Origin of the sequence: Piscibacillus salipiscarius JCM 13188 (assembly GCF_001311865.1) — a bacterium.
GTDB lineage: Bacteria > Bacillota > Bacilli > Bacillales > Alkalibacillaceae > Piscibacillus > Piscibacillus salipiscarius.
Map to the genome: position 1 here is coordinate 1 of NZ_BBCD01000042.1, position 9,123 is coordinate 9,123.

3 protein-coding genes and 4 pseudogenes are annotated in these 9,123 nt (G+C 38.1%); all 7 read left to right on the forward strand.

The genetic code is table 11. The features are described from left to right. The first annotated feature begins 446 nt into the window (after positions 1 to 446). The 7 genes and pseudogenes from JCM13188_RS16905 (at position 447) to JCM13188_RS16940 (ending at position 9,112) form a co-directional block, all read left to right on the forward strand. Positions 447 to 914: a TRAP transporter small permease gene (locus JCM13188_RS16905; RefSeq protein ID WP_279402052.1), complete on the forward strand. Its 468-nt coding sequence runs from the start codon at positions 447 to 449 to the stop codon at positions 912 to 914. 145 nt (positions 915 to 1,059) lie between these two features. Continuing rightward, a pseudogene (locus JCM13188_RS16910) lies at positions 1,060 to 2,335 on the forward strand (TRAP transporter large permease). A gap of 86 nt (positions 2,336 to 2,421) precedes the next feature. After that, a pseudogene (gene dctP, locus JCM13188_RS16915) lies at positions 2,422 to 3,533 on the forward strand (TRAP transporter substrate-binding protein DctP). 408 nt (positions 3,534 to 3,941) lie between these two features. Beyond that, positions 3,942 to 4,738, forward strand: a pseudogene (locus JCM13188_RS16920) (TerC family protein). A 522-nt stretch (positions 4,739 to 5,260) separates the two neighbouring features. Next, positions 5,261 to 6,244, forward strand: coding sequence for a hypothetical protein (locus JCM13188_RS16930; RefSeq protein WP_054755018.1), 984 nt, complete (start codon positions 5,261 to 5,263; stop codon positions 6,242 to 6,244). Positions 6,245 to 6,381: 137 nt separating this feature from the next. Continuing rightward, on the forward strand, positions 6,382 to 7,773 hold the full coding sequence (locus JCM13188_RS16935) for an L-cystine transporter (protein WP_054755019.1): 1,392 nt from the start codon (positions 6,382 to 6,384) through the stop codon (positions 7,771 to 7,773). A gap of 102 nt (positions 7,774 to 7,875) precedes the next feature. Continuing rightward, positions 7,876 to 9,112: pseudogene (locus JCM13188_RS16940) on the forward strand (aminopeptidase). Positions 9,113 to 9,123 lie beyond the last annotated feature (11 nt).

The following is a 9,123-nucleotide window of genomic DNA, read 5'->3' on the forward strand; positions in this document are numbered from 1 at the left end:
TTTGTTGGTTAATGAAAAGTTCACTGAAAGATGATTATGGCTGAAAATTATTTGAGCATATGATCAATGAAATCAAACTTAATCAAAAAACAAGTTTAGCAGGAATTAAAACCGGGTAACTAGAAATAGAAAGTGTACGAGCAAAAGTGGGTAAAAGTTCTTAGTAACATGTTAATGGTCATTTAGGGGTGGATAATATTAACTATTCCGACAAATTATGAGGATTTTCTATTATAAATAAGAATAATAGATGTATTAAGAGGATAATAATTTTTAAGCTTAAAACATAGAGTTATAGAAAAGATATTTAGGTTTATTCGCCTATACCGAGTTTGTGCTCAGTTACATTTTTTTAGATATTATGAAATAGACAAGGCATGAGTATTTTTCAAAACACGAATTTAAATAGGGCATTAAGCCCACCCGGCTCAGAGGGGAGGACCAAAGTGAAGATTCTTAAGCAGATCTTTAATAAAGTAGATTATGCTTTTATGAAACTGGAAGAGTTCATTTTAAGCTTTGCGATTATTCTAATTGCAATTATGATTGTTGGTAACGTTATTGCACGTGAAGTTTTCAGTTCTGGTGCATTCTACTTCGCCTATGAAGTAAGTAAATTTGCAATAGTCATTGCTACTTTTATGGGAATTGGTTATGCAGCAAGAAAAGGAAGACATATCAGTATGTCAGCTTTTTATGATTTTGCACCGCTTAAAGTACGTAAAGTCATGATGATTACGATTAACTTCGTGACAGCGATTGTCATGTTTGTAATGGCTTATTATACATATCACTTCGTCATGTTCGAGTATGAGACAGGGGCGATCACAACGTCATTACAACTTCCTCGTTATTTAATGGCTGTTTTCCTACCGATTGGATTTTTTTACAGCTGGTGTTCAGTTCTTACGTAACACGTTCATTAACTTTACGAAAAAGGCGAAAGATAAAGTCTATCTTGGTACGGATTCAGTTGATTATAACGATGAAAAAGACAAAGAAGTTAAACTGGAGGATATTTCTTCCGTATAACAAAGAAAAAGTGGAGAGGACAATAGTATGTTAACTACCTTAATAACTATTATGGTCATATTCTTACTGTTGAACTTCCCAATGATGATCCCTCTTATCTTGGGGCCATTGATCATCATGTTAGTTTATAATTCAACAGTAACGATGGACCTATTAATGGGGCAACTTCTAACAGGTATTGAATCTCCAGTGTTATTATGTGTACCGCTATTTATTTTTGCGGCAGACATAATGACGGCTGGTAAAACGTCTGAACGTTTACTTGATTTTGTTGGTGCTTTCGTTGGACATATTCGTGGTGGTTACGCCGTCACAACAGCAGCATCGTGTACGATGTTCGGTGCTATATCTGGTTCGACTCAGGCGACCGTTGTTGCCATTGGACGTCCAATGAGAGATCGCTTATTAAAAGTTGGTTATAAAGATTCAAGTGCAATGGCATTAATCATTAATTCCAGTGACGTTGCGCTATTAATTCCACCTAGTATTGGAATGATTATTTACGCCTTAGCGGCGGGTTCTGGTGTATCTGTAGGGGATTTATTTATTGCAGGTATTATTCCAGGAATTATTGTCTTTTTAGCATTTGCAATTTACAGTATCGTTTACGCTAAGGTTAAAGATATTCCGCTAGCAAAGAAGGTTTCTTGGAAAGAAAGGTTTAAGTTTTTTAGAAAAGCATTATTACCACTTGGTTTCCCAATTGTTATTGTTGGGGGGGATCTATAAAGGTTATTTCACACCAGTTGAAGCATCTGGTATCTCAGTACTTTATGCATTAATTTTAGAGGTGTTGATTTATAGAACGATACCAATTAAAAAAATTCCTGGTATTGCATTATCAACCGGGTTAGTGACATCAGCCGTATTTATTCTAGTTGCTGGGGGACAATTGTTTACATGGGTATTAGGTTACGCCCAGATTCCGCAGCAAATTACTGAGGCTGTTTTAGGGTCTGATCCGAGTGCACTTTATGTGTTAATTATTGTAAGTGTATTTTTCTTTATCGGCTGTATGTTTGTCGATCCGATTGTCGTTATTTTAATCTTAACGCCAATTTTTGTGCCAGCTGCTCAAGCGGCAGGAGTAGATTTGATCCACCTTGGAATAATTGTCACATTCCAGGCGGCATTAGGGTCAGCGACACCACCATTTGGGGTCGATATATTCACAGCTAGTGCGGTGTTTAAGAAACCATATTGGGAAGTCATTAAGAGTACACCGCCATACATCGCTATGTTATTAGCGATTGGAGCATTGTTAATTTTCTTCCCAGAACTATCATTAATGTTAGTTGATTAAGTGATAAAGTGTGTTTATACAACACTTTAAATAAATCTTTAAAAATCATTAGGGGGTAATGATCATTTTTAACAAGAATTTTAGTATTGTTAATTGCAATCCTTTCACTAGGCTTATTCTTAGCAGCTTGTGGTGGAGGAGATAGTGAAGAGAGTACCGGTGGCGAAGAAGCTAACGGCGGAGAAGAGTCAAGTGAAGAGTCAGAAGGTGAATCAAGTGAAGGCTCTGGCGAAGGTGAATTCGAGGAGCAAGAATGGCGTTTCGTAACTGAAGAACTTCAAGGTGAGGTTCAGTATGAATATGCAGCTGAATTTGCTAAGCGCATCGAAGAAAAAACAAACGGTGCGATTAAGGTTGAAGCTTTAGAATATGGTGCATTAGGTAGTGAGGTTGACCAAGCCCAGTTACTTCAACAGGGCGGTGTTGAATGGCAGTTATGTCACCAGGTTTCACAGGTGGTCAAGTGCCAGATGGACAAATTTTCTCACTACACTACTTCTTCCCGGCAGACCCGGCTAAAACTCAAGAAGTATTAACGAATAGTGAAGCGTTAAACAAAGATTTACGTGCTAAGTATGAAGAGCATAACATTACACCACTCGCTTTCTGGACTGAAGGTTCTATGGCATGGACGAGTAATGTTGGTATTGAAAAACCTTCTGATTGGGAAGGCCTAAACATGCGCGTTCAAGAGTCACCATTAATGCGTGAGTCGTATGACGCTTATGGAGCAACAGTTCAATCTCTAAGCTGGGGTGAATTATACACAGCATTAGACCGTGAAACAGTTGATGCACAAGAAAACCCATTATTCTTCATTGAATCAGCTAGTTTCCATGAGGTTCAAGATACAATCACGATTTCAAACCACAACAACTACGTTGCGATGACAACTGTTAACACTGGCTGGTATAATGGATTATCAGACAAAGAGAAAACATTAATCGATGAAACAGTTACAGAAATGCAAGATTGGGTATTTGAAGAGCAAAAACGTCAAAACGAAGCAGGGCTTGAAGCAATTAAGTCAGATGAAGAATATGATACAAAAGTCATCGAACTTACTGAAGACCAAATTGCAGAATTCAAGAAAGTTGCAGAACCTGTACATGAGTACTATCGTAATGAAGTAAAAGGTATTGATCCTGAGTTATACGATAAGCTTAAGAAAGAAATTGAAGAAATCTCAGGTGAATAATGATCATAAACGCATCGCTGTTTAAGCGGTGCGTTTATTTATTAAATAAGTTGACTTTTTCAATTCTATTCACGTATAATTATTTTACAAACATATACTCCAAAGGGGAGTAGCTTGAGACATTATAGTCGTCATTTCGAGGCATGACCTCCGGCTATGATGGCAACGTGAACTTGTTGTAAGCGAGACCTTTACGTACACAGAAGTTGCGTAAAGGTTTTTTATATGACCAAGCCTTTATCGCAATTTCGCGGTAAAGGCTTTTTTAATTAACAAATAAGTTTACCTATGAAGATAAGTGGTATCTAGTAAAGGTGACACTTTTAACCTGTAAAACTGATTTAAAATTTATTGTATAAAAAGCCTATGTTTGTAATCAAACTACAAAGGTAAGGGAGCGATCGTAACATGGATGCAGGATTATTACTTGAATATGGATGGGTATTATTAGTACTAATTGGTCTAGAAGGAATTTTAGCAGCCGATAACGCACTTGTATTAGCCATAATGGTTAAACATTTACCTGAAAAACAACGGAAAAAGGCTTTATTCTATGGATTATTTGGTGCATTTGTCCTTAGGGTTGGATCGTTATTCATTATTTCGTTCTTAGTCGATGTATGGCAGGTTCAAGCACTAGGTTCTATTTATCTACTTTATATCGCAGTTAACCATCTTGTGAAAAAGAAACTTAAGAAAAACAAAGAAAAAACACCTGAAGAAGCGGATGCAAAGCGTGATTCAAAAGGTTCAGGTTTCTGGATGACTGTTGTAAAAGTTGAATTCGCAGATATTGCTTTCGCGGTAGATTCGATTTTAGCAGCCGTTGCACTTGCTATGGCGTTACCATCAACACCACTTCCTCAAATCGGAGGAATGGACGGTGGTAAATTCATCGTCGTATTACTTGGTGGGTTAATTGGGGTCGTCATTATGCGTTTTGCTGCAACAGTTTTCGTTAAGTTACTTAAGAAGCGCCCAGGATTAGAAACAGCTGCGTTCTTAATCGTAGGTTGGGTAGGATTAAATTATTAGTCATTACATTGTCCCACGAGGATATCGGTTTAATCCCATATGACTTTGCGCACTCAACAGCTTGGAAGTTAACCTTCTATGCCGTGTTAGTAGCGATCGCAGCTATCGGTTGGTTTACATCTAAACAAGAAGATGTGGATGAGGATGAATTAAATCAATTGAATCACTAAGCTAAATAAACTCAGCTAAAGTATAAAAACTTTGGCTGAGTTTTTTATTGAGCGCATAACTTCGTTGTATGCTCGTATTTATATGTGTTTGTTTGCATTTTTGAGCCAACTGTTCGCATACCATAGCGAGCTGTTCGTATTTAGAACCAAACTGTCCGTATTTTCATATGAATTGTCCGCATCTCGAAGCAAAGTGTCTGCATTTTTATATGAACTGTCCATATCTCGAAGGAAACTGTCCGCATCACATGAGAAAAATGATTGATATTTTATAAAAAGATCATGTAGCAACTGGAAGACATAGTAGAAAGGAGTCTCTCAAATCCCCCTTTTAAGATGATCCTTTCATAATAGTCAGACTATACAGCAGTCAGTTCTTTTTACTAAAAAGCCCTCATATACTATTACAACGACTGATGCTACGGGGGGGCCATATATGATAAGAAAATATTATTTAGGTGGTACGACCGCAAAAGGCTATTATCGTTTTATGATGATTTAATTCATAATCTTGATCAGGTTTTGTTTATTGAAGGTGGGTTTACATCCATCATTCACCCAGCGTTAGAACAGCTAACAAAAGAGTGCGCGAGCCATAGTGAATTAGGGTGTGTTTATAATCACATTGAGCCAGACCAGCTTGAAGCAGTCGTGATTCCTGACCGCAACCTTGCAGTTATTGACCGGTCTAAGGCTAATGTGAAGCGCCTAGCTTATCCCAAACTATTAGAAAACGTCATTTACATTGGAGAAGGTTATGATTACGACCTTTTAAAACGAAATCAAAAGCATTTAATTCAAGCAAGAACAGATATTCAGGAATTATATCAAAAAGCGATTCATCAATTTAAAACAGCGCATGATTATCATGAAGAGGTTGAAAAGATTTATATTAAGTATCTAAACATTGATAAGGCAAATCGTGAAACTGACAAACTGAAGCAGTCGATCTTTAATGCGACTAAACTAAATAAATCAGCCTCAATCGTTCATCGTTACTTAGGAGCTGCAACACCTCAAGGGCCGACTGACTTTGTGCTTGATTTAACATCAGATGTAGAGAAAAGGATTTTTATAAAAGGTCGATCTGGCACAGGTAAGTCTACGATGCTTAAAAAGTTAGTCAAAGAAGCAATAGACCGCGGAATTGATACGGAAGTCTATCATTGTGGATTTGACCCCGAAAGTTTAGATATGGTGATTTTCAGAGAACTCGGTGTTGCGATATTTGATGCAACAGCACCTCATGAGCACGAGCCTCAGCGTACTGGAGATGAGATTTTTGATGTGTATGAGTTGTTTGTTGATGGGGCGCCAGACGACAAACATTTGGAAGATATTTTAAGTTTAAAAAATAATTATAAAATGCAAACGAAGCAAGCGACTGAGTATTTAAAGCAAATACAAGATCGTCAGCGCACCTTTGAAGCCATCTACAAGGATGCATTAGATGAAGGGTTTATGCAAGGAGTCGCAGCTCGGATCCACAATTGGGTGGATTGCTAGAAACAATGTTACCAGTCTATTAAGGCTGGTTTTATTTTTTACAAAGAGGATTGACATTAGCCCAATTTCTGTTTAAAGTAAATCTTGAGTAAACTTATAGGAATTATTAAATATATTATTAAAAAGGAGGAGATTGTATGTTAACGATTGTAAATATCGCGATTATGCTCGCATTAATAATAGTATTATTCCAGATGCAAAAGAAGCATGTCTCATTTAGTAAGAGAGTTTTTACTGGTTTAGGATTAGGAATCTTATTAGGGATTTTCATGCAAGTAACCTATGGAAGTGATAGTAGCGTTGTATCAACGACAACTGATTGGTATTCATTAGTTGGTTCCGGTTATATACGTCTATTAATGATGATTGTCATTCCACTTGTGATGGTGTCGATCATTAAAGCCATCACAAATTTAGAAAAAACATCTCAACTTGGTAAAATGTCTGCTTGGATTATCGGGATTTTAGTTGGTACGGCTATGGTTGCAGCAGTAATCGGGGTTGGAACGTCAGTTGCGTTTGATTTAAATGCCGATCAAATTGAAGCGGGTCAATCTGAACAAGAACGTGGATCTTACTTAGAAGAGCGTTTAGGTGACGTTGAAAGTATGTCGACCCCGCAGCGTATTTTAGAGTTTATCCCGACAAATCCATTTCAAGATATGACAGGTGACCGTGCAACATCTACGATTGCGGTTGTCATTTTTTCAGCGTTCATAGGGATAGCCGTATTAGGACTTAGAAGGAAAAAGCCAGAGCACGCTGAATTCTTCACTAAAATGATCGATGCTGTTTACAGTGTTGTGATGAGAATCGTAACGTTAGTATTACGATTAACGCCATACGGTATTTTAGGGTTAATGGCGAATACAGTTGCTCGAACAGATGTTGGCGGTATTATTGAGTTATCAAAATTTGTGTTGGCATCTTACGTAGCGCTGCTCGTCATGTTTGTGATTCATTTAATCATGGTCAGTTTCTCTGGTTTAAATCCAATCACTTATTTGAAAAAAGTACTGCCTGTACTCGGTTTTGCCTTTACGTCACGCTCTAGTGCAGGAACGATCCCGCTCAATATTCAAACGCAGAAAAATAACCTTGGTGTTCCAGATGGTGTAGCGGATATGTCAGCGTCATTTGGCGCTACGATTGGTCAAAATGGCTGTGCTGGAATTTACCCTGCCATGCTTGCAGTGATGATCGCACCTACTGTTGGTATTAACCCGTTAGAACCGACATTTTTGTTAATGTTAGTTCTCGTGATTGGTATTAGCTCATTTGGAGTTGCCGGTGTTGGCGGTGGAGCGACATTTGCAGCACTCATTGTCTTGTCAGCCATGGATCTGCCTGTCTATTTAGCGGGTTTACTCATTTCGATTGAACCGTTAATTGATATGGGTCGAACAGCGCTTAACGTAAATGGTGCAATGACATCCGGTACAATCACCTCTAGAATCCTCGGTACACTGAATAAAGAACGTTATAATAACCCAGATGCGAATGAAATAGACTTATCTGAAGTATCCTAATCAAGAGGTGGCCTTTATGGTCACCTCTAAATATTTGCGAAAAAACTTTTTTAAATTTGGAAATATGAAATAATAGAGGAAAAGCAAACGAGGAGTGTCTAAATGATTCCAACAAAAGAACAATTAACCAAGTATGCTAACTTAACCATTCAAAAAGGGGTTAACATTCAAAAAGGGCAAGCACTATCGATCAATGCACCCATTGAGGCGCGTGAGTTGTGCATTACGTTGTTGAAGCCGCTTACAATGCTGGGGCAGAAGGAGTGCGTGTGAACTGGTCTGACGAAGTGTTAACAAGGAAAAGCTATGAAAAAGAGCCTTTACATATTCTAGAGGACGTTCCAGAATGGCTAGTTGAAAAACAACTCAGTCATGTTAAAGAAGGTGGTGCAATCTTAACGATTTATGCACCAAACCCTGATTTACTAGAGGGCATTGATGCTGAACGTGTGGCCAAAGCTACTAAAGCAAAAAGCCAAGCGTTAAGCGAATACAAGACATATATTATGAATGACCGAGTTCAGTGGTCAATCGTATCTGTCCCAACGGATAAATGGGCGAAGAAGATTTTCCCTAACAAAGATGTGGATGAAGCGGTCACGTCACTATGGGAACAAATTTTCTCAATCGTAAGAGTTGATCAGGAAGACCCAATTGCAGCATGGAAAGAACACAACAACACATTATACTCTATTCGCGATTATTTAAACGAAAAACAATATGAAGCTTTAGAATATCAATCTGAAGGAACGAATATGACGGTTAAACTTCCAAAAGACCATATCTGGGCCGGCGGCGGTGCTGTAGCAGAGACAAATGGTGCGGAGTTTAACCCTAATATGCCAACTGAGGAAGTATACACTGCACCTCATCGTGAAGGTATTAATGGAACAGTTACAAATACGAAGCCGCTTAATTATAACGGTAACTTAATTGATGGCTTTACATTAACGTTTGAAAATGGCAAAGTCGTTGATTACAAAGCTGAACAAGGTGAAGAAACGCTTAAGCATTTGCTAGAAACAGATGAAGGAGCAACACGTATCGGTGAAATTGCGTTAGTTCCTCATTCATCACCTATTTCACAATCAGAGTTAATTTTTTACAACACGTTATATGATGAGAACGCATCTTGCCACATGGCGCTAGGTGAAGCATATCCAACTAACGTGAAGGATGGCGAGAAAATGTCTCAAGATGAGCTCAAAGAGAAAGGAATCAACACCAGTCTTGTACACGAAGACTTTATGATTGGTTCGGCTGATTTAACCGTTTATGGTGTCACTAAGAATGGACAAAAAGAACCGATCATCGAAACGGTGATTGGGCAATCGTTTAAACTTGAAAGGG

Excerpts from the sequence above, each read along its gene's own strand:
- JCM13188_RS16935 (WP_054755019.1), top strand. The coding sequence starts at position 6,382 with ATGTTAACGATTGTAAATATCGCGATTATGCTCGCATTAATAATAGTA.